At 72.3% G+C, this 26,093-nt stretch carries 21 protein-coding genes, 1 tRNA gene, 1 other RNA gene and 1 pseudogene; 7 read left to right on the top strand and 17 right to left on the bottom strand.

Annotated features, from left to right (window positions below; genetic code table 11):
* Positions 1–1,814, bottom strand: a pseudogene (locus IFT90_RS10735) (DNA polymerase III subunit gamma and tau); the annotation flags it as partial.
* A 226-nt stretch (positions 1,815–2,040) separates the two neighbouring features.
* On the opposite strand from IFT90_RS10735, the gene IFT90_RS10740 reads away from it, so the two are divergent.
* Together IFT90_RS10740 and IFT90_RS10745 are read left to right on the top strand one after the other, a co-directional pair.
* Positions 2,041–2,661 carry a TasA family protein gene (locus tag IFT90_RS10740; protein WP_192042132.1) on the top strand — a complete coding sequence of 207 codons (621 nt, stop codon included), beginning with the start codon at positions 2,041–2,043 and terminating at the stop codon, positions 2,659–2,661.
* A gap of 173 nt (positions 2,662–2,834) precedes the next feature.
* Positions 2,835–3,950, top strand: coding sequence for a signal peptidase I (locus IFT90_RS10745; RefSeq protein WP_192042133.1), 1,116 nt, complete (start codon positions 2,835–2,837; stop codon positions 3,948–3,950).
* Between the two features lie 149 nt (positions 3,951–4,099).
* Here IFT90_RS10745 and ffs read toward each other — a convergent pair.
* Positions 4,100–4,196: signal recognition particle sRNA small type (gene ffs, locus IFT90_RS10750), an RNA gene on the bottom strand.
* Positions 4,197–4,250: 54 nt separating this feature from the next.
* Here ffs and IFT90_RS10755 point away from each other — a divergent pair.
* Positions 4,251–4,931, top strand: coding sequence for an SDR family oxidoreductase (locus IFT90_RS10755; RefSeq protein WP_192042134.1), 681 nt, complete (start codon positions 4,251–4,253; stop codon positions 4,929–4,931).
* A gap of 22 nt (positions 4,932–4,953) precedes the next feature.
* On the opposite strand, the gene IFT90_RS10760 is transcribed toward IFT90_RS10755, so the two are convergent.
* The 4 genes from IFT90_RS10760 to IFT90_RS10775 all read right to left on the bottom strand — a co-directional run bounded on the left by IFT90_RS10760 (position 4,954) and on the right by IFT90_RS10775 (position 10,127).
* Positions 4,954–6,147, bottom strand: a complete 1,194-nt coding sequence (locus IFT90_RS10760) for an acetate/propionate family kinase (RefSeq protein WP_192042135.1) — start codon at positions 6,145–6,147, stop codon at positions 4,954–4,956.
* A complete protein-coding gene (gene pta / locus IFT90_RS10765; RefSeq protein WP_192042136.1) occupies positions 6,144–8,291 on the bottom strand; it encodes a phosphate acetyltransferase in 2,148 nt (715 codons plus the stop codon). The genes IFT90_RS10760 and pta overlap by 4 nt, the downstream gene beginning before the upstream one ends.
* 43 nt (positions 8,292–8,334) lie before the next feature.
* A complete protein-coding gene (locus IFT90_RS10770) occupies positions 8,335–9,774 on the bottom strand; it encodes an amino acid permease (RefSeq protein WP_192042137.1) in 1,440 nt (479 codons plus the stop codon).
* A gap of 134 nt (positions 9,775–9,908) precedes the next feature.
* Positions 9,909–10,127 carry a hypothetical protein gene (locus IFT90_RS10775; protein ID WP_192042138.1) on the bottom strand — a complete coding sequence of 73 codons (219 nt, stop codon included), beginning with the start codon at positions 10,125–10,127 and terminating at the stop codon, positions 9,909–9,911.
* 113 nt (positions 10,128–10,240) lie between these two features.
* On the opposite strand from IFT90_RS10775, the gene IFT90_RS10780 reads away from it, so the two are divergent.
* Positions 10,241–10,747, top strand: coding sequence for a GNAT family N-acetyltransferase (locus IFT90_RS10780; RefSeq protein ID WP_192042139.1), 507 nt, complete (start codon positions 10,241–10,243; stop codon positions 10,745–10,747).
* Positions 10,748–10,828: 81 nt separating this feature from the next.
* On the opposite strand, the gene IFT90_RS10785 is transcribed toward IFT90_RS10780, so the two are convergent.
* A tRNA-Ser gene (locus IFT90_RS10785) sits at positions 10,829–10,913 on the bottom strand.
* A gap of 146 nt (positions 10,914–11,059) precedes the next feature.
* Between IFT90_RS10785 and IFT90_RS10790 the strand changes: the two genes are divergently transcribed.
* Together IFT90_RS10790 and IFT90_RS10795 are read left to right on the top strand one after the other, a co-directional pair.
* On the top strand, positions 11,060–11,431 hold the full coding sequence (locus IFT90_RS10790; protein ID WP_192042140.1) for an RNA-binding S4 domain-containing protein: 372 nt from the start codon (positions 11,060–11,062) through the stop codon (positions 11,429–11,431).
* A 181-nt stretch (positions 11,432–11,612) separates the two neighbouring features.
* Positions 11,613–12,236, top strand: a complete 624-nt coding sequence (locus IFT90_RS10795) for a hypothetical protein (protein ID WP_192042141.1) — start codon at positions 11,613–11,615, stop codon at positions 12,234–12,236.
* Positions 12,237–12,304: 68 nt separating this feature from the next.
* Here the strand turns inward: IFT90_RS10795 and IFT90_RS10800 are convergent, their stop codons facing one another.
* From IFT90_RS10800 to IFT90_RS10810, 3 genes are all read right to left on the bottom strand, one after another.
* Positions 12,305–14,281: a helicase HerA-like domain-containing protein gene (locus tag IFT90_RS10800; protein WP_192042142.1), complete on the bottom strand. Its 1,977-nt coding sequence runs from the start codon at positions 14,279–14,281 to the stop codon at positions 12,305–12,307.
* 9 nt (positions 14,282–14,290) lie between these two features.
* Entirely contained in the window at positions 14,291–15,010 is a 720-nt protein-coding gene (locus tag IFT90_RS10805; protein WP_192042143.1) for a phosphatase PAP2 family protein, read from the bottom strand.
* Between the two features lie 107 nt (positions 15,011–15,117).
* Positions 15,118–16,347 carry a multidrug effflux MFS transporter gene (locus tag IFT90_RS10810; protein WP_370544782.1) on the bottom strand — a complete coding sequence of 410 codons (1,230 nt, stop codon included), beginning with the start codon at positions 16,345–16,347 and terminating at the stop codon, positions 15,118–15,120.
* Positions 16,348–16,647: 300 nt separating this feature from the next.
* Between IFT90_RS10810 and IFT90_RS10815 the strand changes: the two genes are divergently transcribed.
* Positions 16,648–17,217 (top strand): TetR/AcrR family transcriptional regulator, encoded by a 570-nt coding sequence (locus IFT90_RS10815; RefSeq protein WP_123546674.1) that lies wholly within the window; start codon positions 16,648–16,650, stop codon positions 17,215–17,217.
* 19 nt (positions 17,218–17,236) lie between these two features.
* Here IFT90_RS10815 and IFT90_RS10820 read toward each other — a convergent pair whose 3' ends face one another.
* The 7 genes from IFT90_RS10820 to IFT90_RS10850 all read right to left on the bottom strand — a co-directional run bounded on the left by IFT90_RS10820 (position 17,237) and on the right by IFT90_RS10850 (position 26,072).
* On the bottom strand, positions 17,237–17,809 hold the full coding sequence (locus IFT90_RS10820) for an MOSC domain-containing protein (RefSeq protein WP_371740925.1): 573 nt from the start codon (positions 17,807–17,809) through the stop codon (positions 17,237–17,239).
* Between the two features lie 92 nt (positions 17,810–17,901).
* Positions 17,902–18,999 (bottom strand): sugar-binding protein, encoded by a 1,098-nt coding sequence (locus IFT90_RS10825; protein ID WP_192042145.1) that lies wholly within the window; start codon positions 18,997–18,999, stop codon positions 17,902–17,904.
* A gap of 101 nt (positions 19,000–19,100) precedes the next feature.
* Positions 19,101–20,474, bottom strand: coding sequence for a multiple monosaccharide ABC transporter permease (mmsB, locus tag IFT90_RS10830; RefSeq protein ID WP_371740963.1), 1,374 nt, complete (start codon positions 20,472–20,474; stop codon positions 19,101–19,103).
* A gap of 5 nt (positions 20,475–20,479) precedes the next feature.
* Positions 20,480–22,000, bottom strand: a complete 1,521-nt coding sequence (gene mmsA / locus IFT90_RS10835) for a multiple monosaccharide ABC transporter ATP-binding protein (protein WP_192042368.1) — start codon at positions 21,998–22,000, stop codon at positions 20,480–20,482.
* Between the two features lie 330 nt (positions 22,001–22,330).
* A complete protein-coding gene (locus IFT90_RS10840) occupies positions 22,331–23,350 on the bottom strand; it encodes a LacI family DNA-binding transcriptional regulator (protein ID WP_123547297.1) in 1,020 nt (339 codons plus the stop codon).
* A 103-nt stretch (positions 23,351–23,453) separates the two neighbouring features.
* Positions 23,454–24,836, bottom strand: coding sequence for an MFS transporter (locus tag IFT90_RS10845; RefSeq protein WP_192042147.1), 1,383 nt, complete (start codon positions 24,834–24,836; stop codon positions 23,454–23,456).
* Between the two features lie 72 nt (positions 24,837–24,908).
* Positions 24,909–26,072 carry a cystathionine gamma-synthase gene (locus tag IFT90_RS10850; RefSeq protein WP_192042148.1) on the bottom strand — a complete coding sequence of 388 codons (1,164 nt, stop codon included), beginning with the start codon at positions 26,070–26,072 and terminating at the stop codon, positions 24,909–24,911.
* Positions 26,073–26,093: the final 21 nt, after the last annotated feature.

Genomic DNA, 26,093 nt, shown 5'->3' on the forward strand with positions numbered 1-26,093 from the left:
TTGACCCGGACGCCGAGCACCTGCTGGATGGCCCGGCGGAGGTACTCGCTGACGCCCTCGCCGGCGCCCTGGGGCTTCTTGAACTCGTCGACGTCGTGGGCGCTGGGGAACGCCAGGGTCAGCACCTCGTCGGCATAGCCCTGCACGCTCGCGGTCACGACGACCATCCACGCGGTGCGACGCGCCTTCTCGACGGCCTCGACGATCTCGGGCCAGGCGTCACGCATCTGCTGCAGCGAGACCGGGCCGACGGGAGAGGCGGAGCCGTCGGAGCCCGCACCCGCACCGGGCGGGACGGCCCCCTCGACCGCAGGCGTCTGAGCCCAGGCGGCGGAGTGCGCAGCCGTGGGCGTCGCCGGCTCGGTCGCGGTCGGCTCGCCGACAGCCGGACCATCGGGGGCGGCCGCAGACGCGTCGGGGTCAGGAGCGGCGGGCGTGCTCAGCACGTCGGGCGCGACGGCGCCCCAGGCCGCCGAGGCCGCAGCCGGGTCCGACGACGTCGCCGTCGGACCGGCAGCCGCTGTCTGCGAGGCGGACGACGCGACGCCGGCCTGCTGACCCGCGGCACCTGCCCCCCGGGCCGGAGCGGCGGACGGGACCACGGCCGTCTGCACGGGACGTGCAGGGTGGGCGGCGTCGCCCGCGGCGCCGTCGACGCCGACGCGGCGCTCGAGCCGCTCGACGCGGGCCAGCGCGCCCCGCGTCGTCTCGTCGGCCTCGGGCACGAGCACCCGGGCGATCATCAGCTCGAGGTGGAGGCGCGGCGACGTGGCGCCCGTCATGTCGGTGAGGGCCCGGTTCACCACGTCGGCCGAGCGCGACAGCTCGGCGGCGCCGAACGCGTGCGACTGCTGCACGAGCCGGTCGAGCTCCTCCGGCGTGACGCCGCGCAGGACGGCGGAGGCGCCCTCGACGGTCGCGCCGACCACGATGAGGTCCCGGAGCCGCTCGAGCAGGTCCTCGACGAAGCGCCTCGGGTCCTGGCCCGTCTGGACGACCCGGTCGACGGCCGCGAAGGCGGCCGCGCCGTCGCGCTGCCCGAGGGCGACCACGACGTCGTCGAGGAGGGCTGCGTGCGTGTAGCCGAGCAGGGCGACGGCGCGCTCGTACTCGATGCCGCCGCTCTCGCTGCCGGCCATGAGCTGGTCGAGCAGCGACAGGGTGTCGCGCACCGACCCGCCGCCGGCCCTGACCACGAGGGGCAGGACGCCGGGGGCGGCTGCGACGCCCTCGCTCTCGGCGAGCTGCTGCACGTACTCGAGCATCTGCGCGGGCGGGACCAGCCGGAACGGGTAGTGGTGGGTACGCGACCGGATCGTGCCGATCACCTTGTCGGGCTCGGTCGTGGCGAAGATGAACTTGACGTGCTCCGGCGGCTCTTCGACGACCTTCAGCAGCGCGTTGAAGCCCTGCGGCGTGACCATGTGGGCCTCGTCGAGGATGAAGATCTTGAACCGGTCGCGCGCCGGGGCGAACACGGCGCGGTCGCGGATGTCGCGCGCGTCGTCGACGCCGTTGTGGCTGGCGGCGTCGATCTCGATGACGTCGAGCGAGCCGCCCCCGTCGCGAGCGAGCTCGACGCACGAGTCGCAGACGCCGCACGGCGTGTCGGTGGGGCCCTGGGCGCAGTTGAGGCAGCGCGCCAGGATGCGGGCCGACGTCGTCTTGCCGCAGCCCCGGGGGCCGCTGAACAGATAGGCGTGGTTGACGCGGTCGGCGCGCAGCGCCGTGCGGAGCGGATCGGTCACCTGCGACTGTCCGATCAGCTCGGCGAAGTTCTCTGGCCGGTAACGGCGATACAGGGCTGTGACCACGGGACAAGAGTAGTCGGGGCCACCGACGTCCGCGCCGGGCAGGGGGCGACGCGACCCCTCATCGGGGGTGGGTGCGACCTCTGGCGCAACCCGCGCCTCCTTGGTATCTTCGACCCACCGGACGAGCCTCACCAGCTCGTGCCGAACCGTCTCACCAGCGGCGACGCACCGGCCGCGACCCACCCTCGCGGCAGACCGGTCAGGATCAGGATCAGGAGACACCCGCATGTCTGCAGCCACGGCGTCCTCACGCGCCCACCGCCTCTCCGTCTCGGGCAAGGTCAGGGCGGTCCTCGCGCTCGGCACCGTGCTCGGGCTCGGCACCGTCGCGACCCTCGCGGCGTTCACCGACACCGTGACCGCGACCGGCAGCTTCAGCACGGGCACGCTCGACCTCAAGCTGAACGACCAGGACGTCACGACGGCCCTCACCGGCCTGACGATGACCGCGGCGAAGCCCGGCGACTCGACGTACGCGCTCCTCACGGTGCGCAACGGCGGCAGCCTGCCCTTCAACTACACGTACACGACGGTCGCCGGCGGCGCCGACGCGGCTGTCCTCGGCCCTGTGCTGAACTTCGGCGTCGCGAGCCTCGGCACGGGCACCTACAACGTCGGCACGCCCCCGACCTGCAGCTCGGCCACGTTCGGCACGACCCCCGCCACGGTGGTCACGCCCAGCACGACGAAGCTCAGCGCAGGCCCGGCCACGGCTGCCGCCCGGCCCCTGGCGGTCACCCAGGTCGAGTACCTCTGCGTCCGCGCCGAGGTCCCTGCCGACGCGACCAACACGGTGCAGGGCAAGACCGTGACGGCGACCATGACGGTGACCGCCACCCAGCAGTAGCTGCCCCCGCAGCTCCTCCCAGCCCCCGCCTCCCAGGGCGGGCGTCCCGAGGCCCCCGCCACCCGTGGCGGACGCGGCCCGGACACGGGAACGGCGGAGTCCGGCGTCGGGTGCCCGACTCCGCCGTTCCCCTCACGATCCACCTGCCCGACGCGCGACGAGGGGAGCCACGCATGGCGTCCTCCCCCGGACGCGCGCGGCACGACCGGCCGCCGGTCGACCACGCCCGCCGCAACGCTCGGGCGCGGTTCTTCGCGCGCGAGGTCGTCCTCTGGGCCGGGGCCCTCACCGGCGTGGTCTGCCTGACGGCTGCTGCCCTCGCCGTCTTCGCGGGCGTCACCCCGCTGATCTTCCGCTCGGGCTCGATGTCGCCGGGCATCCCCACCGGCGCCCTGGCTCTGGCGAAGACGGTGCCCGCGGCCGACGTGGCGGTCGGCGACGTCGTGAGCGTCCCCCGCGCGGACGGCGTCCGCGTCACCCACCGCGTGGTCGAGACGGACGACGCGGGCGGCGCCTCCCGGTCCCTCGTCCTCAAGGGCGACGCGAACCCGGTGACCGACCCGGACCCGATCGTCGTCGCGGAGGCCGACCGTGTCTTCTGGTCGACGCCCCGCCTCGGCGAGTGGGTCGACCAGGCGCTCGCCCCCGGCTGGGTGTTCGTGATCGGCACGCTCTTCGGCATGCTCGCCATGATCGGCTTCCGCCGCCCGCGCGCCGAGGACCTCGCCGCGACCGCCCACGAGCCGGCACCTGCCGACGGAGGCCGAGCCGAGGAGGTGCGTGCCCGCCACGATGACGGGCCGCGCCACGCGGCCGGCCGGCACCGCACCTCCGGCACTGCCGGCACCGCCGCCGTGTCGACCGTCGTCGCGCTCGCCCTCGCGGCCAGCCTGGCTGCGGTGCCCCCCGAGTCCACCCTCGCCGCCTTCGCCGACACGACCCGCGCGACCGGGACGGCGACCACGGGGACCCTCGTGGGCGCCTCGACGATCGGGTGCACCGGCGGCGGTCTCCTCGGGGCCCCTGTGCTGTCGTGGGACGTCCCGACGCCGCTCCCCGCGGGCGGAGTCGAGCCGCCGTCGTGGAACGTGTACCGGAACGGCGTGACGCTGCCGGTCGCCACCGTGACGGTGAAGAGCTACCAGGTGCCAGCGGAGATCCTCGGCGTCAGCGCCGCGACCTACCGCGTGCAGGGCACGGCCGGTACCGCGCCGTGGTCGTCGCCCGTCTCGGGGACTCGAACGGTCAATTTCGGCCTGCTGGGAGTCACCTGCAGCACAGCGACCTGACCGGCTGGTCCCGTCCGCACCAGGCAGGACGCCGCGCCGAAGCGCCGCAGGGGCGGCGGCGCACCGTCTCGAGGACGCGACCGGCTGGTCCCGTCCGCACCAGGCAGGACGCCGCGCCGAAGCGCCGCAGGGGCGGCGGTGCGTAAAAAAGTAGAGACCCCTCACGCACCCGCCAGAGCCCGGTTGCCCTTGCTGCGTTTCCGCCCTGGGGGAGTTGGCCTGGATGGCGCCACGTGAGGAGCCTCGAGAAGTTTAGCGGCTCCTGGGTGGTCTGCGCGACACGGGGTGTTCCCTGGGTGCATGAGAATCGTCATCGCCGGAGGACACGGCAAGATCGCCCAGCTCCTCGAACGCCGACTCGCCGACGCCGGGCACGACCCCGTGGGCATCGTTCGCAACCCCGACCACACGTCCGACCTCGAGGCGGCGGGTGCCCGTGCGCTCGTCCTCGATCTGGAGCAGACCGACGTCGAGACCCTGGCGGGCCACCTCGACGGTGCCGACGCCGTGGTCTTCGCGGCCGGCGGCGGTGGCGGCAGCGGCGCCGAGCGCAAGCTCACGATCGACCGCGACGGCGCCGTCCTGCTCGCCGACGCGGCGGAGAAGGCGGGCGTCGCCCGCTACGTGATGGTCTCGGCCATCGGGACGGACGACTTCGACGCCGAGAAGGCCCAGCTGCCCGCCGAGGACGACGACGCCGTCTACCAGGTGTACATGCGCGCGAAGAGCGAGGCCGACGCCGACCTGCGCGCCCGTGACGGCCTCGACTGGACCGTCGTGCGTCCCGGCGGCCTCACCGACGACCCCGGCACCGGCCAGGTCACGGTGGGCCAGACCGTCGAGCGGGGCACGGTCTCCCGTGCCGACGTGGCCGAGGTGATCGCCACCGCGATCATCGAGGGCACGGCGGTGAAGACGCAGTTCGAGCTCGTCTCGGGTGAGACCCCCGTCTCGGACGCACTCGCCACGATCAAGTACTGACGACGACGCAGGGGCTGNCGTCCTAGCGGAGCGCCGCGGCCTGCCGGGCGATCTCGAGCTCCTCGTTCGTGGGGACGACGAGGACGTCGACGGACGCTCCCTCGGGCGAGATGCGGCGGGCGTCCCGCGAGGCGAGCTCGTTCCGGTCGTCGTCGACCCGGATGCCGAAGAAGTCGAGCCCGGCCAGCGTGCGGCGGCGCAGCAGGGCGTTGTTCTCGCCGACCCCCGCGGTGAAGACGACCGCGTCGAGTCCGCCGAGCTGCGCGACGTAGGCGCCGACGTAGTGGCGGATGCGGTGGCGGTACACGGCCAGCGCCGACTCGGACACGGCGTCGCCGCGCGAGGCGCTGTCCTGCACGTCGCGCATGTCGCCGCTGCCCGTGAGGCCCAGCAGGCCGCTGCCCTTGTTGAGCAGCGTCTCGAGCTCGTCGAAGTCGAGGCCCGCCTCGCGGTGCAGGTGGAAGACGGCTGCCGGGTCGATGTCGCCGGACCGCGTGCCCATGACGAGCCCCTCGAGGGGCGTCATGCCCATGCTCGTCTCGATCGAGCGGCCGCCGTCGATCGCCGCGGCGGAGGCGCCGTTGCCGAGGTGCAGGACGATGATCTTGAGCTCGGCCAGCGGACGGCCGAGGAACTCGGCGGTCTTCTCGGACACGTACTTGTGCGAGGTGCCGTGGAACCCGAACCGGCGCACGTGGTGCTTCTCGGCCAGCTCCGCGTCGATCGCGTAGGTGTACGCGGCAGGGGCCAGCGTCTGGTGGAACGCCGTGTCGAACACCGCCACGTGGGGCACGTCGGCGAACGCCTCCTTGGCGGCCCTGATGCCCTGCAGGTTCGCGGGGTTGTGGAGCGGCGCCAGCGCGGAGAGGCGGTCGATGGCCTTCTCCACCTCGTCGGTGACGAGGGTGGCCCGGTCGAAGTCCACTCCCCCGTGCACGACCCGGTGGCCGACGGCCGTGGGCGGGTGCTCGTCGAAGGAGGGGCCCTGCGCGGCGAAGGCGGCCATCATCGCCTCGAAGCCGGCCGCGTGGTCGGCGATCGGCTGCGAGTCGTTGCTGCTCTCGGCACCCGTCAGGTGGTTGCGGTGCCGGGTCTGGCCCACCGCCTCCCCGATCCGCTCGACCAGCCCCGACGCGAGCGTCGTCTCGTCGTCCAGCTCGATCAGCTGGTACTTGAACGACGACGAGCCGGAGTTGACGACGAGCACTGCGCTCACGGGGTGTTCCCTTCGGTGGTGGTGGAGGTCTCGGCGGCGGCCGCCTCGGTGCCGGCCTGGATGGCGGTGATGGCCACCGTGTTGACGATGTCGCCCACGAGCGCGCCGCGCGAGAGGTCGTTGATGGGCTTGCGGAGGCCCTGCAGGATGGGCCCGATCGCGACCGCCCCCGCGCTCCGCTGCACGGCCTTGTACGTGTTGTTTCCGGTGTTCAGGTCGGGGAAGATGAACACGGTCGCCCGGCCCGCGACCTCGGAGTCGGGCATCTTCGCGGCGGCGACGACCGGGTCGGCCGCGGCGTCGTACTGGATCGGTCCCTCGACGAGCAGGTCGGGGCGGCGCTCGCGCACCAGCGCCGTCGCGGCGCGGACCTTCTCGACGTCGGCGCCCGAGCCGCTGTCGCCGGTGCTGTAGCTGAGCATGGCCACGCGGGGCTCGATGCCGAACTGCACCGCGGTCTCGGCCGACGAGATCGCGATGTCCGCGAGCTGCTCGGCGGTCGGGTCGGGGATGACGGCGCAGTCGCCGTAGACCAGCACCCGGTCGGCGAGCGCCATGAGGAACACGCTCGAGACGACGCCGACGCCCGGCACCGTCTTGATCACCTCGAACGCGGGACGGATGGTGTGGGCCGTCGTGTGCGCGGCGCCCGAGACCATGCCGTCGGCGAGGCCGAGCTTGACCATCATCGTGCCGAAGTACGAGACGTCGGTGACCGTGTCCATCGCCATGCTCGCGGAGATGCCCTTGTGCGCCCGCAGCTTCGCGTACTCGGCGGCGAACTGCACCTGCAGGCTGGCGTCGAAGGGGTCGAGCACGCGGGCGTCGGCCAGGTCGAGGCCGAGCTCGGCGCCGCGTGCCCGGATGACGGTCTCGTCGCCGAGGAGCGTGAGGTCGGCCACACCGCGCTGCAGCAGGGTCGACGCCGCACGGAGGATGCGGTCGTCTCCGCCCTCGGGCAGCACGATGTGCTTCTTGACGCTGCGCGCCCGCTCGAGCAGCTGGTGCTCGAACATCAGCGGCGTCACGACCCCCGACGGGCTGACCTCGAGCAGCCGCAGCAGCTCGGCCCCGTCGACGTGCGTCTCGAACAGCGAGAGGGCGAGGTCGTACTTGCGGGGCGAGTCGGCGGCGAGACGCCCGCGGGTCTGGGTGATGGCGAGCGCCGTGTCGTAGGTGCCGAGCTCGTTGTGGGCGATCGGCAGCGTGCTGCCGAGTCCCTCGACGAGGCGGTCGACCTGGGGCGCCAGGGCGAAGCCGCCGTTCAGCACGACGGCCGCGAGCGAGGGGAACGTCTCGGACGCGTGAGCGAGCACCGTCGCCACCAGCACGTCCGACCTGTCCCCCGGCACGACGACGACGGCGCCCTCGATCAGGCGGGGCAGCACGTTCTCCATCGACATGGCGGCGACGACGACGCCCTCGACCTCGCGGTCGAGCAGGGCCTCGTCGCCGCGCACGAAGGTCGAGCCGGTCGCCTCGAGCACGGCGCGCACGGTGGGGGCCACGAGGAGGCGGTCCTCCGGCAGGGCCCAGACGGGCACGGCACCCGAGGGGCTCGCGGCGAGCGCCTGGCCGATGCCCCGGACGACGTCGTCGAGGTGGTCGGGCTCGACCCGGTTCGCGACGACGGCGAGCAGGCTGGCGTGCTCGTTGCGCAGCTCGGCCGTCGTGACCTCGGCCACCTGGCGCATGTCCGCGCCGGTGCGCGGGGTCGTGCCGTCGGCGGCGCTGCGGCCGCCGAGGACGAGCAGCACGGGGGCGCCGAGGTTGGCGGCCACCCGGGCGTTGAACGACAGCTCGGTGGGGCTGCCGACGTCGGTGTAGTCGGAGCCGATCACGACGACCGCGTCGCACTGCCGCTCGACGGCGGAGAACCGGCTGACGATGGCGGCGAGCGCCGCGTCGGGGTCGCGGTGCACGTCGTCGTAGGTGACGCCGACGCACTCCTCGTAGTCGAGGTCGACGCTGTCGTGGGCGAGCAGCAGCTCGAGGACGTAGTCGCGCTCGCGCGTCGACCGCGCCACGGGACGGAACACCCCCACCCGGCCTACCTCGTGGCTCAGGGTGTCGAGGACGCCGAGGGCGATCGTCGACTTGCCGGTGTGGCCTTCTGCGGACGTGATGTAGATGCGGGTGGACACGTCGCCCAGCCTACGTCCGGCGGGCTCGGAGGCACCGGGGAGGTCAGCGCGGCACGCGCGGGCTGTCCGGGTTCAGCAGCGAGTGCTTCCGGCCGTAGCCGAAGTAGAGCGCGAGGCCGACGACCAGCCAGATGCCGAAGCGCAGCCAGGTCTCCCAGTGCAGCTGCGAGATGAGGAAGCCGCTCGCCAGCACCCCGAAGGCCGGGACGAAGGGCATGAACGGGAGGCGGAACGTGCGCGGCTCGTCGGGCTTGCGGTAGCGGAACACGATGACCGCGACGCAGACCACCACGAACGCGGCGAGGATGCCGATGTTCGTCAGGTCGGCGACGGCGCGGATGGGGAACACCCCGGCGAGCAGCGCGGAGGCGACGCCCGCGATCCACGTGACGCGCTGCGGGACGCCCTTGCGGTCGGTCCGCGCGAACCAGCCGGGCAGCAGTCCGTCGCGGCTCATCGAGAACCAGACCCGCGTGACGCCGAGCAGGAACGTGAGCATGACGGTGAGGATCGAGATGACGGCGAACACCGAGATGATCGTCGCCACGACCGGCAGGCCGACGCTGCTGAAGGCCGAGGCGAAGCCGGCGGCCGGGTCGATCTCGCGGTAGTCCTGCATGCCGGTGAGCACCAGGGTGGCGGCGACGTAGAGGATCATCGCGATGATCAGCGACAGGATGATCGCCTTCGGCATGTGCTTCTTGCCGTCGACGCTCTCCTCCGCCGCGGTGCTCATCGCGTCGTAGCCGAAGACGGCGAAGAAGACGGTGGCGGCCCCGGTGAAGACCGGCCCGAAGCCGTTGGGCACGAAGGGCGAGAAGTTCTCGGCGCTCAGGTGGAACAGGCCGATGCCGATGATGAACAGCACCAGCAGCACCTTGATGCCGACGGCGACGATCTCGAAGCGGCCGAACGCCTTCGAGCCCCGGCTCAGGATGAAGGTGACGACCAGGCAGACGACGATCGCGGGCAGGTTGACCACGCCGCCCTGCCCCGCGTCGGGCGTCGAGGCGATCGCGTCGGGGAGGTGCAGCCCGAGCCCCGAGAGGAACGCGTCGAAGTAGCCCGAGATGCCGATCGCGACGACGGCCACGATGGCCACGTACTCGAGCAGCAGGTCCCAGCCGATGAACCAGCCGATGATCTCGCCGAGGGCGACGTAGCCGTAGGTGTAGGCGGAGCCGGCCCGCGGGATCATGCCCGCGAACTCGGCGTACGAGAGCGCCGCCGCAGCACTCGCGAGACCGGCGATCAAGAAGGAGAAGAGGACGGCCGGCCCGACGCCCGGGTTCGCGTCGTCGCCGTGGGCGACGAGCCCCGCCAGCGAGAAGATGCCGACGCCGATGATGCCGCCGACGCCGATGGCCGTCAGCTGCCACAGGCCGAGGCTCTTGAAGAGTCCGGTGCCCCCGGTCTCGTCCTCGATCTGCTGCACGGGCTTCTTGCGGAGCACCGAGCGGGATCCGTCACGTCGTGTGGTCACGAGCGCCTCCTGTGCGCACGCCGTCGTGCGCGGTCTGGCCGAGGGGCGCAGGTGCGCCGTGGCGATATGTTACCCCCGCGACGGCTCCCGGTGGGTCCCGGGTCCCGATGATCCGGTCCCCTCAGCTCGACGGCTCAGGAGTAGTCGTGCTGCGCGACTCCGAGGGAGCGGTACACCGCGTGCCCCTCGGTCGAGGTGTCGGGGTCCAGCTCCCAGTTGACGTCGTCGCCGCCGTCGGCGGCGGGACGGACGAGGCTCTTCTGCGGCTGGCCGCCGATCGACTCGAGCTGCTCGGTGCGGGCCTCCTGGCCGTCGTCGCCGAGGAAGGACGCGGTGTAGGTGTCGTCAGTCATGACCAGAACCTACGCGGGCGTCATCGGGTCGGACCGGCGCCTCCTGCGGTTCACAGGGTCGGGGTCCTGGCGGCGTGACCTGTCAAGGGCTCGGCCCCTCCTATGATCGTGCCGTGATCATCCGCCCTGCCGCCGAGTCCGACCTGCCGGGGGTCCTCGAGATCCACGCCGACGCCGTCGCCCGCTCGACCGCCATCTGGACCGACGTGGAGCCCGACCTGCAGGGCCGCCGCGACTGGCTCGCCGCCCACAGCCGCCCGGGCACGGCCGCGATCGTCGCCGTCGAGGGCGACCTCGTCGTCGGGTACGCGAGCTTCGGCCCGTTCCACGCCAAGGACGGCTACCGCCACACGGTCGAGAACAGCGTCTACGTGCGCGAGGGGCACCAGGGGGCCGGCATCGGCCGCAGCCTGCTGGAGGCGCTGGTCGCCGGGGCCGCGGAGGCCGGCCACCACGTCATGGTCGCCCTCGTCGAGGCCGGCAACGAGGGCTCGGTGCGGCTGCACCGGTCGCTCGGCTTCGAGGACGCGGGGCTGCTGCGCGAGGTCGGCGTGAAGTTCGGCCGCTGGCTCGACCTGCGGTACATGACCCTGATGCTCGACGGCACCGCCGCCTCCTAGGCCCGCCGCACGGCATCGCCCTGAGGGCGAACCGAGGGAGGACGAGCGATGGCCCTCCCGAAGGGGAGGGCCATCGCGACGCGGAGGATAGGGGATTCGAACCCCTGAGGGCTTGCACCCAACACGCTTTCCAAGCGTGCGCCATAGGCCACTAGGCGAATCCTCCAGGGCGAGCGACAGCATCACTGGCGCACGACCTCGTCCATGGTAGCGGACCGCACGGGGTCCTGCGGACGCACCGACGACGGGCGGCGGACCGAAGAGGCGGCGGCGGGCACGCGGCGCGCGGCCGGCCCGACGTAGCATCGTCGGATGGACTCCCCCGCCTCCGCCCGCGTCGACAGCTGGCTGTGGGCGGTCCGCGTCTACAAGACGCGCTCGGCGGCGACGGCGGGCTGCCGCGCCGGGCACGTCCGGGTGAACGGCGAGCGGGTCAAGGCGTCGCAGTCGGTCCGGCCCGGCGACGAGGTCCGGGTGCGCGTGGCCGGGTTCGACCGGATCCTCGTGGTCCGCACCTGCCTCGTGAAGCGGGTCGGCGCCTCCGTCGCCGCCGAGGCGATGACCGACCTGACGCCCCCTCCTCCCCCGCGCGAGGAGACCGCGGTGGTGGCGGTCCGGGACAGGGGTGCCGGTCGGCCGACGAAGCGCGAACGCCGCGACCTCGAGAAGCTGCGCGACCGCTGACGCGGCAGTCGGGCACACACCGGCCACCGACGTCGGGAGGACGCCGCGCCGCGCTTTCGCGGACCGGACAGAGCGGTCCGGCCCGTGGGGCGCCTCCCTTATGATCGGTGCCACGGCAGGCCGTCGGGATGACGGCCGTCCTCTCTGAGGGGGGAGGCAGCCGAGGGCCGAGGGGGCTGAGATGGTGACTGGCGTCGCGCGCGACGACTTCGAGGTGATCGCCGTGCCCCGGCGCACGATCGCCCGGACCGCCCTGCTCACCGCGGTCTTCAGCCTCGTGCCCGTGCTCGGGGCCCTGCTCTGGCTGACCTGGCCGACCGGCCGCTGGCCGGCCGTGCTGTGGGTCGCCGACGTCGCCGTCGTCGTGGGGCTCCTCATGTACTGGCGGTTCCGGGTCTCGTACGCCGGCGTCAGCTCGACCGAGTTCTTCAAGCGCGGCTGGCTCCCGGGCATCGTGCGGCTCCCCCGCGACGCCGTCGCGACCGTCCTCGTCGCGCGCACCTACCGCGGCGCCTCGACCGAGACCCTGCCGCAGCTGATCGCCCTCGGCCACGACGGCGAGGTGCTCTTCCGCATGCGGGGCGGCTACTGGCCCGACGAGGCGATCACCGCCGTCACCGATGCGCTCGGCAGCGCCGTGACGACCGTCTCGCGGCCGATGTCGGGCGCCGAGTTCTACCGCACCTGGCCCGAGAGCCGGTCGTGGTACGAGGGCCGAAGGTGGCTCAGCACCACGCTGGTCGTGCTGGCCTTCGCCGTCGCGACGGGCCTGCTGGCCCTCGTCTGGCAGGCCTTCACGGGCTGAGGCCGCCCTCGCCGTCACGCCGGCGCCCGCCGCCCTGCCTCTCCGTCGCGGGCCACGCCCCGCCGGGCTCAGCGCCGGCGCAGCGTCCCGAAGATCCCCTTGACGACCTCGCGCACGATCGTCTTGCCGGCGCTCGAGCCGAGCACGTCGCCGAGCACGCCGCCCGCACCGCTGCGGCCCGCACGCCCGCGCCCCGACGACGAACCAGAGGAGGAGCGGGTCGAGCCGCCAGCCCGCCGCGCCCTCGTCGACGCGGCGGCCCGCTCGGCCTTCTCGAACTCGCGCTGCTGTCGTTCGTACTCGGCCTGGGCGGCCTTCCGCTCCTTCTCGGCCGCCTTGAGGGCCGCGGCGTCGTGCTTCTCCCGGGCCGCCGCCTCCTTCGCCTGGAGCACCAGGGCCTCGTCGCGAGCGGTCGCCTCGTCGAGCTCGCGACGGCGCAGCGCGGCGGCCTCGAGCTTGCGGGCCAGCATCTCGCGCGCGGAGTCGCGGTCGACGGGCGTGCCGTAGACCGGCCAGAGCGGCGAGGCAGCGACCTGGGCGGTCATCTCGTCGGCCGGCAGCGGCGACATCGAGCCCTGGGGCGCCCGGACCCGCGTCCACGCGACCGGGCTGGGCGCGCCCTTCTCGTTCATGACGGTGACGACCGCCTCCCCCGTGCCCAGGCTGGTCAGCACGGCCCCGAGGTCGTAGTCGCTCGTGGGGTAGGTCGAGACGGTGGCCCGCAGCGCCTTGGCGTCGTCGGGCGTGAAGGCCCGCAGCTGGTGCTGGATCCGTGAGCCGAGCTGCGCGAGGACGTCGCCGGGCACGTCCTTCGGGGTCTGCGTGACGAAGACGATGCCGACGCCCTTCGACCGGATCAGCCGCACGGTGCGTGTCACCTGGTCGAGGAACGCGTCCGAGGCGCCCGCGAAGAGCAGGTGGGCCTCGTCGAAGAAGAAGACGAGCTTCGGCCGGTCGAGGTCGCCCACCTCGGGCAGGTCGTTGTACAGGTCGGCGAGCAGCCACATCAGGAACGTCGAGAACAACGCCGGCCGGTCGTGGACGCCGGGCAGCTCGAGCAGGCTGACGATGCCGCGACCGTCGGCCGCCGTGCGGAGGAACACGGCCGTGTCGATCTCGGGCTCGCCGAAGAACGCGTCGGCGCCCTGGTCGGCGAAGGTGATCAGCTCGCGCAGCACCACCCCGACGGTCGCCTTGCTGAGGCCGCCGAGCTCGGCGAGCTCGGCCTTGCCGTCGTCGCTCGTCAGGTAGGTGAGCACGCTGCGCAGGTCGGCGAGGTCGAGCAGCGGCAGCCCCGCCTGCTCGGCGTAGTGGAAGACGAGGCCGAGGCTCGACTCCTGCGTGTCGTTCAGGCCGAGCACCTTGCTGAGGAGGATCGGCCCGAAGCCGCTCACCGTCGCCCGCACCGGGACGCCGGGGCCGCCGTCGCCGAGCGAGAAGAACTCGGCCGGCGCCGCCAGGGGCGTCCAGGCCTGGCCGATGCCGCGGGTGCGCGCGAGCAGCTTCTCGCTCGACTCGCCGGGGGCGGCGAGGCCCGAGAGGTCGCCCTTCACGTCGGCCGCGAAGACGGGCACGCCCGCCGCGGACAGCTGCTCGGCGAGCACCTGCAGCGTCTTCGTCTTGCCCGTGCCCGTCGCGCCCGCGATCAGGCCGTGCCGGTTCAGCATGCCGAGCGGGATCCGCACGGGGACGTCGGCGAGCGCGTCGCCGTTGACCAGCGAGCCGATCTCGAGGGCCGGGCCCTCGGTGGCGTAGCCGGCCCGCACCGCGTCGACGGCACCGGACGAGAGCGGACCCGAGGAGGCGCCGCCCCCGTCGCCAGGGCCGGCCGCGACGACCGGGTCGGCCGCGCCTGCGTCGGGCGCTGCGGTCGCTGCCGCCCGTGCGTCCTGCTCGGCCTCGACCGCCTCCTGCGCCGCCGCCTCGGCCTCGGCCGCGAGCTGCTCGGCCCGGGCCAGCGCCGCCTCCGCGTCGCGCTTCGCCTGCTCGGCGGCGGCGACCGCCGCGGCGGCCTCCGCCCTGGCCTGGTCGAGGGGGTCGGTCATGGGGTCAGCCTAGGCACCCGCACCGACGCGCGTCTGCCACGCCCAGCCGCGGCCCCTGACCCGCTCCTGCTCGTCGAGCAGCCGGTGAGCGACCGGGGCCCAGAGGACGACCGCGACGCCCGCGCCGATCAGCAGCCCGCCGATCGTGTCGGTCAGCCAGTGCGCCCCGAGGTAGGTGCGGCTGAGCAGCATCAGCACGGTCCAGACGACGCCGGCCGCCCAGACCCAGACCCGGCGGAGCACGACGCCGAGCACGACGGCGAGGGTCGCCGCGTTGGCGGTGTGGCCGGACGGGAACGAGCCGTAGTCGCTCACCACGAGGATCTCGGTCGGCCGCGCCCGCCCGAAGGTGTGCTTGATCACCTGGACGACGCCCGCGCTCAGGGCGCAGGCGCAGATCCAGTACAGCGCCGCCCACGGGCGCCGCCGGAGCAGGAAGACCACGGCGACGCCGATCGGCACGACGAAGACGCCGATCAGGCCCGCTCCGACCGTGTCGAAGACGAGGGCCGGGGCGATCCAGAAGTCGCTGCGGTGCTCGACGAGCTCGTTCATGAAGCGTTCGTCGATGCCGAGCCGCCCCGCCCTCGCCGTGACGACCACCCCGATCAGCAGCACGACCCCGATCGCGCCGAGCGCGCTGAAGACCCACCACCGGCGCTGCACGCGACGCGCGACGGTCGCCTCCCGCGGGGTGGCCGGCTTCGGGGCGAGGGGCGAGGTGTCCATCCACCGACAGTACCGACGGAGGTGCGGCGCGGCCCGCCCGGGTCGGCCGGCGCCTCCTGGGGCTGCTCCGCGCCTCCTGGGGCTGCTCCGCGCCTCCTCGGCCCGGCCTAGTGCGCGAGCGCCGGGACGCTGCGCGGCCGGACCAGCAGCCACAGGCTGAGGATCGCCACCGCCGAGGTGACCATCATCACGCTGCCCATCGGCACGGCGGTGTCGATCCCGAGGAACCCGACGACCGGCGAGATGATGCCGGCGAGGCCGAAGTTGAGGGCCCCGAGCAGGGACGCCGCCGTGCCGGCCTCCGCACCGTGGTTCGCGAGGCCCAGCACCTGCACCTGCGGGAACGTGAAGCCGCACGCCGCGATGAAGAACCAGAGCGGCACGAGGATGCCGAGCAGCCCCACGTGCAGCGAGTCGAGCAGCACGATCAGCCCGGCGCTGACGATCAGCACGGTCGTCGACCCCGCGAGGATGTACGCCGGGGGCACCCGACGGGCGAGGCGCGAGCTGACCTGGACGCCGACGACGATGCCGAGCGAGTTGACCGCGAAGAGGTAGCCGTACTGCTGGGCGTCGAGGCCGTAGACGTCCTGGAAGAGGAACGACGAGGCGGACAGGTACGTGAAGAGGCCGGAGAAGACCATGGCGCCGATCAGCGCGACGCCGACGAAGACGCGGTCGCTGAAGAGCGCTTTGTAGCGCTGCCGGAGGGTCGTGTGGCCGGCGCCGTGGCGGGCCGACTCGGGCAGGGTCTCGACGATCAGGAAGATCGCCGCGAGCAGGATGAGCACGCCGTAGGCGACGAGGAACCAGAAGATGCCGCGCCAGTCGGTGAACCGGAGCAGCTGCGAGCCGACGACCGGGGCGAGCACGGGCGCGAGGCCGGTGACGAGCGCGAGGCGGGACAGCATGCGCACGAGCGGCAGCCCGCCGAAGAGGTCGCGCACGGTGGCCATGGCGACGACGCCGCCGGCCGCGGCGCCCATGCCCTGCAGGACGCGGAAGACCGCGAGCCATGTGATGTCGGGCGCGGCGGCGGCGCCGATGCTGGCGCCGATGTGGACGGCGGTGGCCACGATGAGGGGCAGGCGGCGGCCGACCTTGTCGCTCCAGGGCCCGACGAGCAGCTGCCCGACCCCGAAGCCGATCGTCGTCGCCGTGAGGGTGAGCTGCACGAGGCCCGCGGTGACGCCCAGGTCGTCCTCGAGCGAGGGGAACGCCGGCAGGTAGAGGTCGATCGTGAGCGGGCCGAGCGCGGTCAGGGCGCCCAGGACGATCACGTAGACGAGCCTCTGGCGGCGGGTCAGGGCGTCACCGGGGTGGACGACGATGCTCACGGGGGTGTCCTCACGACAGGGCCGGCCAGGCGCGCTCGAATCGGTTCGATCCGACACCGTGCGACCTGGACGTGGTGGTGGGTGGGAGGGGTGACGCTGCGCACGGACGACGGGCGTGGTCGACATCGATCGTAGCCCCGCCTCGGCCTCGCCGACAGGGCCTCCGTCTCGGCCTCCGCCGCACGACGGAGTCCGACTTCGCGACACGGCGTCGCCGAGGCCGACGGCTGTCGAGCACCACTAGGATCGGCTCAGCCGGGGCCCCCGCCGCGGCCACGGCACGACATCCAGGAGGCCTCCATGGTCGACGCCCGCATCGTCCAGACGACCAAGGCGCTGCACGGCGCCATCGTCGAGCTCGCGTCGAAGCAGCCCGTGTCGACCATCACGGTGGCCGACGTCACGCGCGCCGCGGGGATCAACCGGGCGACGTTCTACAGCCACGCGACGTCGCCGGGCGGCCTGCTGACCGACGTCATCACGCCGGAGCTCGACCAGATCCGCCTCGACGACCAGGCCGCCCGCGCGGCCTCGACCGGTGCCGACGGCGCGGAGTTCACCAGCCGGGCCATCGAGCGCGTCGTCGACCACGTCGTCCGCTACCGCGACATGTACCGGCTCGCGCTGCCGGACGCGCTGGACGCGTCGATCCACCAGGCGCTCGCCGGCCACTTCGAGACCTCGTCCCTGCAGCACATCGAGCGGCTCCCCGAGGGCTCCCTGCCCGAGGGGCTGTCGGTCCACATCGCCGCCGGCTGGTTCGCCCACGCCCTCGTCGGGGCCATCGAGGCCTGGCTGCGGGGCAAGCGCACCAGCCGCAAGGCGCTGCTCGACACGATGGCCGCCATGACGCCGTCCTGGTGGCAGTGACCGCCTCCTCCTCGCGCCGCTAGGCCGGGTGCGCGTCGCCCGGTTCGACCGGGTCGAGCTCGACCCTCGCGGAGCCGAGCCGCAGCACGCCGTCCGACAGCGGCTCGCAGCGCATGCCGCCGAGCCCCCGCATGGCCCGGAAGGCGCCCGGCGCGAGCACGTGGTCCATCCAGGCGCACGGGTTCGCCGGCCTGTTCACGCGCAGCAGGACCGGGCCGTCGCCCGTGTCGAGGCTGATCGTGCGTCCGCGCAGCGCGTCGACGTCGAGGCCGCGCGTGACGACGTTGCGACGGGTCGCGACCACGTCGAGCGGCTCGTCCAGGCCGAGGAGGCGCGCGACCGTCTCGAGGGACTCCGCCGCGAACAGCGTCACCGACGCGCCCCGGTGCGCGGGCTTCGCGAAGTAGCGGTCGCCGACGATCCCGAGGCCGGCGCGGAGCTCGACGCTCTCGTGCAGCTCGGGCCCGACCGGAGGCGGCTCCGGCCCGTCGGCGGGGCGGCCGACGTAGCGGGAGCGGGACGACGCGAGCAGCAGCTCGATGATGACCGGGTGCGCGGTCGCGACCGTCGCCTCCTCGTCCCCTGCCGTCACGGCACCACCGTACTGCGCGCGAACAGCGAGAGCCGACCGCCCCGGTGCAGGGCGATCGGCTCTCGTGGTGGTGCTGGTGGTGCGGGGTGGTGCTACTTCGTCAGCGGGCCCAGGGTGGGGTCGTTGGCGTACGCCTCAGCGGCGTTCTCCTTGGTGACGATCTGCGGGGGCAGCAGGAACGCGGGCACGATCTTCGAGCCGTTGTCGTACGACTCGTCGTCGTTCGTCTCGGCCTTGTCGCCCTCGGACAGCGAGGTCACCATGTCGATGGCCTGTGCGACCAGGTTGCGGGTGTCCTTGTTGATCGTGGAGTACTGCACGCCCTCCATGATCGACTTGACCGACTCGACCTCGGAGTCCTGGCCGGTGACGACCGGGACGTCCTTGCCGGCCGACTGCACCGACGTGATGATGGCGCGGGCCAGCGTGTCGTTGGGGCTCAGGACGCCGTCGAGCTCGGCCGAGCTGTAGGTGCTGGTGAGCAGCGAGTCCATGCGGCGCTGGGCGTTCTCGGCCTTCCAGCCGTCGGTCGCCGTCTGCTTGATGTCGGTCTGGCCGGACGCGACGACGACGGTGCCGTCGTCGATGGCCGGCTGCAGGACGCTCATCGCGCCGTCGAAGAAGACCTTCGAGTTGGCGTCGTCGGACGAGCCGGAGAAGAGCTCGATGTTGTACGGGCCCTCGGCCTTCTTGGCCTTCATGCCGTCGAGCAGGGCCTGGCCCTGGAGCTCGCCGACCTTGAAGTTGTCGTACGCGACGTAGTAGTCGACGTCCTCGGTGTTGAGGATGAGGCGGTCGTAGGCGATGACGACGGCGCCGGCGTCGTGCGCCGCCTTGACCTGGGTGCCGAGCTGAGCACCGTCGGCCGCGCCGATGATGATCACCTTCGCGCCTTTGGTCACCATCGACTGGATCTCTTCCTGCTGGTTCGCGACGGTGCCGGAGGCGGCCGCGTACTGCACGTCGGGCTTGAAGCCCGCCTCGGTGAGGCCGTCGGTGAACAGGTCGCCGGCGAGGACCCAGTTCTCGCTGGTCTTCGCGGGCAGGGCCACGCCGATGGTCGAGCCCTGCTCGAAGCCGGAGGCCGCGTCGCCCGAGCCGGCGTCGGTGCGAGCCGAGTTCGAGCAGCCGCTCAGGATCAGCGTCGTTGCTGCGGCGACCGCCATGGTCGCCAGCGCGATTTTGCGCATGCTGTGTCTACTTTCTTGTAGGGGGGTTGCAGGTGTGGGAACTGGTGCTCCCGGGGAATGCGAGCCCGGCCGTCGGTGGACGGGCACGCGGCGGTGCGGGTCTAGTTGGGCGTGGTCGACTTGGGTCGCTGCACGTCGGTGAGGTCGCCGTTCGGCTGGACCGCGCCGGCGGGGGCATCGGTCGTCGAGCCGACACCGGACTGGCGGCCGGCGGTCGAGGTCTCGACCGACGCGGCAGGTGCGGCGATGCCGTCCTTGTCGCGACGGAGGCCGCGGGTCAGGAAGCCCGTGATGGACGGTCGGCCCTGGCTCTTGTTGTAGACGTCGACGGCGACGGCGATCAGGAGCACGAGGCCCTTGATCATCTGCACCTTGTCCGAGCCGACACCCATGAGCTGCAGGCCGTTGTTCAGCACGGCGATGACGAAACCACCGACGATCGAGCCGGTCACGGTGCCGATGCCGCCGGCGACGGCCGCGCCGCCGATGAAGACCGACGCGATGGCGTCGAGCTCCCAGTTCAGGCCGTCCTGGGGACCGGAGGCCCCGGCCCGGGCGACGTAGATCATGCCGGCGAGGGCGGCGAGCACGGACATGTTCATCATCACGAAGAAGTTGATGCGCTTCGCGTTGACGCCCGAGAGCTCGGCGGCGTGCGAGTTGCCGCCGACCGCGTAGATGTGCCGGCCGAAGATCGTGTTCTGCGTGATGAATCCGTAGACCAGCACGAGCACGCCGAGGATGATGCCCGACACGGGGAACGAGGTGCCGACCCGGCCGCCGCCGAAGAGCGTGGCGGCGTACAGGATGATCGCGACGAGCACGGCGAGCTTGACGAAGCTGACCCACAGCGGGGCCATCTCGCTGCCCATGGTGCGCTGCACCCGACGGAGGCGGAACTCGCGCCAGACGACGACGGCGGCGAGGACCAGGCCGAGCAGCAGGGTCGCGTTGTTGTAGCCGGTGTTCGGCCCGAACTCGGGCAGGTAGCCGGCGCCGATGACCGTGTAGGCCTCGGGAACGGGCAGCGTGGTCGCGTTGCCGACGAACTGGTTGGCGCCGCGGAAGAGCAGCATGCCCGCCAGCGTGACGATGAAGGCGGGGACGCCGACGTAGGCGACCCAGAAGCCCTGCCAGGCACCGATTGCCGCGCCGACCACGAGGCCGAAGACGATGGCGACGGGCCACGGGAAGTTCCAGGTGGTCATGGACGTCGCCACCATGATGCCGACGAACGCCGCGACCGAGCCGACCGAGAGGTCGATGTGGCCGGCGACGATGACCATGACCATGCCGATGGCGAGGATCAGGATGTACGAGTACTGGCTGACCAGGGCGATGAGGTTCGTCGGCTCGAGGGTGAGCCCGCCCGTCAGGAACTGGAAGATGACGATGGCCACCACGAGGGTCGCGATCATGCCGAACTGACGGGCGTTCGACGTGTTGCCGCCGAAGACCTTCTTCAGGTCCTTGATTCCGCTCATGCGGCCTGCTCCTTCTTCTTCGACGTCATGGTGCGCATGAGCGTCTCGGCGTCGGCGTCCGCCGCGTCGATCTCGTTGGTGACGGTGCCCTCGAAGATCGTGTAGATCCGGTCGGAGAGCCCCAGCAGCTCAGGGAGCTCCGACGAGATGACGATCACGCCTTTCCCCTGGGCTGCGAGCTGGTTGATGATGTTGTAGATCTCGAACTTCGCGCCCACGTCGATGCCGCGGGTCGGCTCGTCCAGGATGAGCAGGTCGGGGTCGGTGAACATCCACTTCGCCAGCACGACCTTCTGCTGGTTGCCGCCGGAGAGCTTCGCGACCCCCTCGTCGACGGTGGGCGTCTTGACCCGGAGGCTCTTGCGGTACTCCTCCGCGATCGAGTGCTCCTCGTAGGTGTTCACGACGGAGGCGCGTGAGATCTTTGCGAGCTTGGCCGCCACGGTCGAGCGCTTGATGTCGTCGAGCAGGTTGAGGCCGAGCACCTTCCGGTCTTCAGAGACGTAGGCGAGCCCGTGGTCGATGGCGTCGCGGACGTTCTTGATCTCGATCCGCTCGCCGTCCTTGACGATCTCGCCGGAGACGAACTGCCCGTACGACCGGCCGAAGATGCTCATGGCCAGCTCGGTGCGGCCCGCGCCCATGAGGCCGGCCAGGCCGACGATCTCGCCCTTGCGGACGGTGATCGACGAGCCCTTGCAGACGAAGCGCTCGGCGGTCTGCGGGTGGCGGACCCACCAGTCCTTGACCTCGAAGAACACCTCGCCGATCGAGGGGGTGCGGTCCGGGAAGCGGCTCGCGAGGTTGCGACCCACCATGCCGCGGATGATGCGGTCCTCGTTGACGCCGTCGGCCTGGACGTCGAGCGTCTCGATCGTCTTGCCGTCGCGGATGATCGTGATCGAGTCGGCGATGGCCTCGATCTCGTTGAGCTTGTGGCTGATCATGATCGACGCGATGCCGCGGCCCTTCAGGCCGCGGATGAGGTCGAGCAGGTGCTGCGAGTCGGCCTCGTTGAGGGCCGCGGTGGGCTCGTCGAGGATGAGCAGCTTGACGTTCTTGTTCAGCGCCTTGGCGATCTCGACGAGCTGCTGCTTGCCGACGCCGAGGTTCTTGATCGCCGTGTCGGGGTCGTCCTTCAGGCCGACGCGGGCGAGCAGGTCGACGGCGCGGGTCTTGGCGGCGGGCCAGTCGATGGCGCCGAAGCGGGTCGGCTCGTTGCCGAGGAAGATGTTCTCGGTGATCGACAGCTCGGGGATCAGCGCGAGCTCCTGGTGGATGATGACGATGCCGGACGACTCGCTGGACTTGATGTCGCGGAACTTCATCACGTCGCCCTGGTAGACGATGTCGCCGGCGTAGGTGCCGAAGGGGTAGACCCCCGAGAGGACCTTCATCAGCGTCGACTTGCCGGCGCCGTTCTCGCCGCAGATCGCGTGGACCTCGCCGGCGCGCACCTGCATCGACACGTCGTCGAGCGCCTTGACGCCCGGGAACTCCTTCGTGATGGAGCGCATCTCGAGGATGACGGGAGAGTCAACGGCCACGGCCGGCACCCCCGCGGCTCCCGCTCATCGTGATCTGTGCTGCGCGCACGCTGACCTCCATGTATCGACTTCGTCGTCGTCACCGTCGGCCAGGGCCGGCGGGAACCATCGTCTTCTCTCGTCGCCCGGGTCCAGGCCCTTCGGGAGAGCCTGTGAGACTCGGGATGTGACCGTTCACACCGCGACTGGAGCAAAGCTAATCCCGGCGGGGGTCCCTGTCAAATGCCTCCGTCCACCGCGTGTCGCCGGGCCCTCGGGAGGATGCCCCGCCGCAGCCCGGCTGGAGTGCGAGGCCTTCTCCTAGAGGAACCAGGGACGATCGGTCGAGCCCCGGATCACGAGCTCCGGCGCGATCAGGGTGCGCCCCTCGACGGGCTTGCCGTCGAGCTCGGCGACGACGAGCTCGACGGCGCGGCGACCGATCAGCGCGAAGTCCTGGCGGACCGTCGTGAGCGGCGGCCAGAGGTGGGGAGCGGTCGGCGAGTCGTCGAACCCGACGACGCTGACCTCGCGCGGGACGTCGACTCCGGCCTCGCGGAACGCGTGCAGCAGCCCGACCGCCATGAGGTCGTTCGCCGAGAAGACGGCGGTGAAGTCTCGTCGCCTCAGCAGCTCGCGCCCGGCGAGGTAGCCGAAGTCGGCCGTCAGGTCGCCGAGGATCGGCGGCTCGACCGAGAGGTCGGCCTCGGCCATCTCGTAGAGGAAGCCCTGCATCCGCTCGTCGGCCTCGATCCAGTCCTGCGGGCCGGCGACGTGGACGATGTGCTTGTGGCCGAGGTCGATCAGGTGCCGCGTCGCCAGGCGTGCCCCGGCGTGCTGGTCGACGGCGAGGCTGTGGGCGTTGGTGCGCGGCGACGAGTCGAGCGCGACGATCGGCACCCTCAGCTCGAGCTCGTCGAGGACGGCGAAGAACTTGCGCTGGGGCGCGATGACGATGATCGCCTCCACCGCCTGGTTGCTCAGCAGGTCGACGCTCGCCCGCACGTCGTCGTCGGCGCGCGACGTGCTGGCGATGCTCAGCCGGTACCCGGCCGCCCGCGCCTCGACCTCGATGGCGTTGACCATGGTCTGCGGCCCGAAGTGGACGTTCTGCAGGGTGAGGACGCCGATCGCCTTGGACCGGCTGGTCGACAGCGCCCGGGCCGCCTGGTTCGGGCGGTAGCCGATCTGGTCGATGACGTCGAGCACGCGCTGCCGAGTCGCGGGGCGGATGCTCGGGCTGTCGTTGAGGACGCGCGACACGGTCTGGTAAGAGACGCCGGCCAGGGCCGCGACGTCGCGGATGTTCGGAGCGCGCACCTTCTCGACCTCGTGCTTCACGTCGCTCCATCGCTGATCGGCGATGTGACCGTACACATCGCGCGCTGCAGACCATTATGCAGACTTCGGCGGCCCCCCTCGACCGAGGGACGAGGAGCCGCGCTCAGCGACCGCGCGGCGCCCCACGACCGCTCACCAGCAGCGCGGTGAGCGCGACGACCGCGGCGACGGCGAAGCACGCGACGAAGGCGGCGGGCTCGTCGGCGCCGCCGAGCTGGAGGAACGCGGCCCCGGTCACGGCGAGCGCGATCGCCGAGCCCGACGAGTCGGCGATGGTCAGGGCCGAGCTGTTGAAGCCCTTCTCGTCGTCGCGCGACCAGCGCAGCACGAGGACGGAGAAGCGCGGGTACATGAAGCCCATCCCCGCGCCGGCGAGGGCCCAGCCGGTGATGACGACGGCCGGGTGAAGGTGCCCCAGGGCCGACGCACCGGCGGAGAGCACGCCGACGAGCACCAGCACGATGCCGACGCGGATGCCGGTCCGCTGGGCGACCCGGTCGCCGAGCCGCCCCTGGGCCCAGCTCGCGGCGGCCCAGGCGACGGCGCCCAGAGTCAGCGTGATGCCGGAGGCGGCAGGCGCGAAGCCGTACTGCGCCGACAGCATGTAGGGCAGGTACACGTCGCTGCCGAGGAAGGCGGCGCCCACGAGACCGCGTAGCAGCACCAGGGCCGGCACCCCGGCGGCGGCCACGAGGGCCCCCGTCGGCAGCAAGGGGCGGAGGGCGACGACGAGCACGACCACGGCCGCGGCGAGGACGGCGGCCGCCGCCGCGAGGGGCAGCTCGGAGAGCAGGGTGAGCGCCATCACGGCGAGCGCGGCGGCGACCGACCACGCGATGCGCCCCACGCTCCAGGGCACGCGGGGCTCGCCCGGCGCGGGGACGGTGGGCGGGATGCGCCGCAGGCTCGGCAGGATCATCGCGAAGGCGGGCAGGGCGACGACGACCGCGCCGAGGAACACCCAGTGCCAGCTGGCCAGCTCGGCGACCGTGCCGGCGACCACGGGGCCGACGAGGCCGGGCACGACCCAGGCCGCCGCGAACCCGGCGAAGATCGACGGGTGCAGCGCCGGCGGGTACAGCTTCGACACCATGACGTAGAGGCCGACGATGACGGCGCCGCTGCCGAGCCCCTGCACGAGTCGGCCGAGCAGCAGCACGACCATGTCGGGCGCGGTCCCGACGATGGCGAGGCCGACCGCGAAGAGGACCATGGAGGCGGTGACCACGACCCGGGGACCGCTGCGGTCGGCCCAGTTGCCGGCCACCACCATGCCGACGACCCCCGAGGCCAGCGGGGCGGCGAACGCGACCGAGTAGAGCGCCTCGCCGTCGAGGTCGCGCGCGATGATCGGCATCACCGTGGTGATCGCCAGCGACTCGAACGCCGCGATGCCGATCAGGGCCACCATGCCGAGCGTGGCCAGCCGGTACGCCGGCGAGAGCACGCCGCCCGCGGGCAGGGTGCTCTCGGGGGCGGTCGTCATGCTCTCACCCTAGGTGCCGCCTCCGACGCCCGGTCTTCCCGGAGGCACCCCACCAGGAGGCGCCCCCGGGGATCAGGCCTGCGCGCGGTCGAGCGCCTGGCGCACGTCGGCGAGCAGGTCGGCGACGTCCTCGATGCCGACCGACAGGCGGACGACGGTGTCGGGCACCTCGAGCTCGGTGCCGCGGACGGACGCGTGCGTCATCTCGGTCGGGTAGCCGATCAGCGACTCGACGCCGCCGAGCGACTCCGCCAGCTGGAAGATCTCGGTCGACTCGGCGAAGCGGCGGGCCGCGGCGGCCCCCGCCGTCAACGAGACGGAGAGCATCCCGCCGAAGGCGCTCATCTGGCGGGCGGCCAGCCCGTGCCCCGGGTGCGACTCGAGGCCCGGGTAGAAGACGCGCTCGACCGCGGGGTGCCCCTCGAGCTCGCGAGCGATCGCCAGGGCGTTCGACGAGTGCCGCTCGACGCGCACCGCGAGCGTCTTGATGCCGCGCACCGTGAGCCACGCCTCCATCGGGGCCGAGACGGCGCCGGCGCCGAACTGCACGAAGCCGATCTTCTCTGCGAGCTCGTCGTCGCGCACGACGACGGCGCCGCCGACGACGTCGGAGTGCCCGCCGATGTACTTCGTCGTCGAGTGCACGACGACGTCGGCGCCGAGGCCGAGCGGCCGCTGCAGGGCCGGCGACGCGAAGGTGTTGTCGACCACGACGAGCGCGCCCGCGGCGTGCCCGATCTCGGCGAGCGCCGTGACGTCGCTGACCTTCATCAGCGGGTTGCTCGGGGTCTCGACCCAGAGCACGTCGGTCTCGCCGGGACGCACCGCCGCGCGGACGGCGTCGAGGTCGGTCATCTCGACGGTCTCGAGGGTGACGCCCCACGGCGTCCAGACCCGGTTCACCAGCCGGTGCGTGCCGCCGTAGACGTCGTTGCCCATCACCACCCGCGAGCCGGGGCGGAGGACCGAGCGCAGCAGCGCGTCCTCGGCAGCGAGGCCCGACGCGAAGCTGAAGGCCGCGGTGCCGCCCTCGAGCGAGGCCAGCAGCTCCTGCAGCGAGTCGCGGGTGGGGTTCGCCGAGCGGGCGTACTCGTAGCCGTCGCGGAAGCCGCCGATGCCGTCCTGCACGAAGGTGGACGACTGGTAGATCGGCGGCACGACCGCGCCCGTGCGCGGGTCGGGCTCCTGGCCGGCGTGGATGGCCCTGGTCGAGAAGCCGTGGTCGGAGGTGCTCATGGGGTGTCCTTCGGTGACGCG

Origin of the sequence: Frigoribacterium sp. CFBP 8766 (genome assembly GCF_014841435.1) — a bacterium.
Classification (GTDB): domain Bacteria; phylum Actinomycetota; class Actinomycetes; order Actinomycetales; family Microbacteriaceae; genus Frigoribacterium.

Bases quoted from the DNA above. Each gene is read 5' to 3' on its own strand.
- IFT90_RS10795 (WP_192042141.1), top strand. From the start codon at position 11,613: ATGGTGACTGGCGTCGCGCGCGACGACTTCGAGGTGATCGCCGTGCCC.
- IFT90_RS10805 (WP_192042143.1), bottom strand. From the start codon at position 15,010: ATGGACACCTCGCCCCTCGCCCCGAAGCCGGCCACCCCGCGGGAGGCG.
- IFT90_RS10775 (WP_192042138.1), bottom strand. From the start codon at position 10,127: ATGACTGACGACACCTACACCGCGTCCTTCCTCGGCGACGACGGCCAG.
- IFT90_RS10825 (WP_192042145.1), bottom strand. From the start codon at position 18,999: ATGCGCAAAATCGCGCTGGCGACCATGGCGGTCGCCGCAGCAACGACG.
- IFT90_RS10815 (WP_123546674.1), top strand. From the start codon at position 16,648: ATGGTCGACGCCCGCATCGTCCAGACGACCAAGGCGCTGCACGGCGCC.
- IFT90_RS10755 (WP_192042134.1), top strand. From the start codon at position 4,251: ATGAGAATCGTCATCGCCGGAGGACACGGCAAGATCGCCCAGCTCCTC.
- IFT90_RS10740 (WP_192042132.1), top strand. From the start codon at position 2,041: ATGTCTGCAGCCACGGCGTCCTCACGCGCCCACCGCCTCTCCGTCTCG.
- mmsA (WP_192042368.1), bottom strand. From the start codon at position 22,000: ATGCGCTCCATCACGAAGGAGTTCCCGGGCGTCAAGGCGCTCGACGAC.
- IFT90_RS10745 (WP_192042133.1), top strand. From the start codon at position 2,835: ATGGCGTCCTCCCCCGGACGCGCGCGGCACGACCGGCCGCCGGTCGAC.
- IFT90_RS10850 (WP_192042148.1), bottom strand. From the start codon at position 26,072: ATGAGCACCTCCGACCACGGCTTCTCGACCAGGGCCATCCACGCCGGC.
- IFT90_RS10790 (WP_192042140.1), top strand. From the start codon at position 11,060: ATGGACTCCCCCGCCTCCGCCCGCGTCGACAGCTGGCTGTGGGCGGTC.
- IFT90_RS10800 (WP_192042142.1), bottom strand. From the start codon at position 14,281: ATGACCGACCCCCTCGACCAGGCCAGGGCGGAGGCCGCCGCGGCGGTC.
- IFT90_RS10845 (WP_192042147.1), bottom strand. From the start codon at position 24,836: ATGACGACCGCCCCCGAGAGCACCCTGCCCGCGGGCGGCGTGCTCTCG.